The organism is uncultured Caulobacter sp., from assembly GCF_937900395.1.
In the GTDB taxonomy this organism is placed as follows: Bacteria; Pseudomonadota; Alphaproteobacteria; order Caulobacterales; family Caulobacteraceae; genus Caulobacter.
Map to the genome: position 1 here is coordinate 1 of NZ_CALCDX010000212.1, position 2,373 is coordinate 2,373.

The window sequence follows — 2,373 nt, forward strand, 5'->3', positions numbered from 1 at the left end:
GGCAGGCCGTGGGCAACACCATGTTCGGCTACGCCGCCTGGGGCTGGCTGCTGGCGAGGCACCCGGCGGCCACCGTCACCCCGATGGCCCTGCTGGTCCCCGTCTTCGGCATGGGCGCCTCGGCGCTCTTGCTGCACGAGGCCCTGCCCGCCTGGAAGCTGATCGCCGCGGCCCTGGTCCTGACGGGTCTCGCGGTCAACATGCTGTGGCCGAAGGTGCGGGCGTGGAGAGCGGCGACGGCCTGAGCCCAACGATCTCAATCTCCGTCATCCCGCGCTTTATGCGCGGGACCCATTTATCCGCCGCAAGTGAAGTGCGGATCTATCCTCTCACGTGGAAGCTGAACCATGGGTCCCGCGCATAAAGCGCGGGATGACGGGGAAATTGGGAGGGCGGGGTTCTATTGACCTCCCCCACGTAACCCGGCGGACCCTCTCCCGCAAAACAGGGAGGCCGCCATGGCGACGCCGTTCGAGGTGAACTGGACCCGCGACCAGGTCGACAGGGTCGTCGCCCAAGTCCGCGCCTATGAGTTCCCGCCGGCGCCCGAGGGCGGCGGTTGGGGCTATGGCTGCGACGCCGACTTCCTGAAGGACCTCTGCGGCTACTGGACCGACGGCTTCGACGTCGGCGCGGTCCAGGCCAACCTCAACCGCTTCCCGCAATTCACGGCGACCATCGAGGGCCTCGACATCCACTTCGTCCACCTGGTCGGCGAGGCGAAGGGCAAACGCCCGCTACTGATCACCCATGGCTGGCCGGGCAGCCATTTCGAGTTCTGGGACGCCATCGAGCCCCTGGCCTTCCCCTCGCGCCACGGCGGCGATCCGGCCGACGCCTTCGACCTCGTCATCCCGTCGCTCCCAGGCTTCGGCTTCTCGGGCAAGCCCAAGCGGCCGCTGGGCCAGCGCGCCACCGCGCGCCTCTTCAACACCCTGATGACCCGTGAGCTGGGCTATCCGACCTATCTCGCCCAGGGCGGCGACTGGGGCGGGCTGGTCACCTCGTGGCTGGGCCTCGACCACGGCGCCCACGCCAAGGCCATCCATCTGAACATGATCGGCCTGCGCCCCGCCGGCCCGCCGCAAACGCCGGAGGAGATCGCCTGGATCACCGGCTTCGGCGCCCAGATGGATCTCTGGGGCGCCTATTTCCGCCTGCAGGCCAGCAAGCCGCAATCGGTGGCGTGGCTGGGCGCCAACAACCCGGTCGGCCAGGCCGCCTGGATCCTCGAGCGCTTCCACGACTGGGCGGACCTGTCGACCAAACCGTTCGAGCAGGTGTTCACCCGCGACCAGCTGCTGACCAACGTCATGATCTACGTGATGACCGGCAGCTTCACGACCGGCGCCTGGTACTACCGCGCCATGCTGGAGGAAGGCGGACCCGTGCTGGCGGAGGGCCAGCGCTGCGAGACGCCGACCGCCTTCGCCAACTTCCCGGGCGAGAGCATCTACAAGCCCCCGCCCCGCTCGTGGGCCGACCGGGCCTACAACATCACCCGCTGGAGCGAGATGCCGCGCGGCGGCCACTTCGCGGCGATGGAGCAGCCCGAGCTGCTGGCCGAGGAGATCGGCTACCACCACCTCTGGGTCTACGACCACGTCGAGACCGTCCCCCGGCGCGAGCCCGAGGTCTGCTTCGAGGCGTGGACCATGCTCGGCGCCCTCGCCGAGGGCGAGGATCCGCAGGTCGCAGACGATCTTGCCCTTCGGCGTCAGGAGCGCGGCGTAGCTGCCCTCGCCGGGGACGAGGCCCTCCACGTCGGCCGTCACCTGGCCGGTGAGGAACGACGCGGCCTCCTCGCCGGTGAGGGCGAGCTTGCCCGACGCGGAGCGGTCGAGCAGGCCGACGTCGGTGGTCAGGCGCCGGTGCCCCTCGGCGACCTGCGGCGCGTCGGCGGACGTGGCCGCGGCGGCGGGCGGAGGGACGACGGCGATCGGTCGCTGGGGCGGATCGCTCATGGCTCGATCGAGCCTAGATGATCGCTCGGCCCGGGTCGCCGGGGCGCGCCCCGACGGCCGATCCGCCGGCACGGGGGGCCGCCGGCCCGGTCGCCGCGTCGTTCGTCGACGCCTCGTTCATCGCCGCGTGACCTCATCGCTCATCGCCGCGTCACCGCGTCGCCGCGTCGCCGCGTCACCGCCACCGCAAGCTCAGTAGTCGTCGACGAGGTCCGCGACCGGGATGCCCGCGGCGACGTGCTGCGCGAGGATTCGGTCGCACTTCGCCGCGTCGACCCCGGGATAGAACCCGCGCTGCCCGTCGAACCCGTCGAAGCCCGGCTCGACGTCCCCGCGCTCACCAGGCTTGAGCTGGCGGACGAACAGGTTCGGCCCCTCGCTGCAGCGTCCGAAGCAGTTGTAGTCGACC

Annotated in this window: 2 protein-coding genes and 2 pseudogenes; 2 read left to right on the forward strand and 2 right to left on the reverse strand. The window is 70.6% G+C overall.

The window, feature by feature from the left end:
* On the forward strand, window positions 1-245 hold a 245-nt coding region (locus Q0379_RS18390; protein WP_299014940.1), incomplete at its 5' end, for an EamA family transporter.
* A 213-nt stretch (window positions 246-458) separates the two neighbouring features.
* A pseudogene (locus Q0379_RS18395) lies at window positions 459-1,553 on the forward strand (epoxide hydrolase family protein); the annotation flags it as partial.
* 174 nt (window positions 1,554-1,727) lie between these two features.
* Here the strand turns inward: Q0379_RS18395 and Q0379_RS24300 are convergent.
* Both Q0379_RS24300 and Q0379_RS18400 read right to left on the reverse strand, forming a co-directional pair.
* Window positions 1,728-1,964 (reverse strand): annotated as a pseudogene (locus Q0379_RS24300) (hypothetical protein); the annotation flags it as partial.
* Window positions 1,965-2,156: 192 nt separating this feature from the next.
* On the reverse strand, window positions 2,157-2,373 hold a 217-nt coding region (locus Q0379_RS18400), incomplete at its 5' end, for a hypothetical protein (protein ID WP_299014942.1).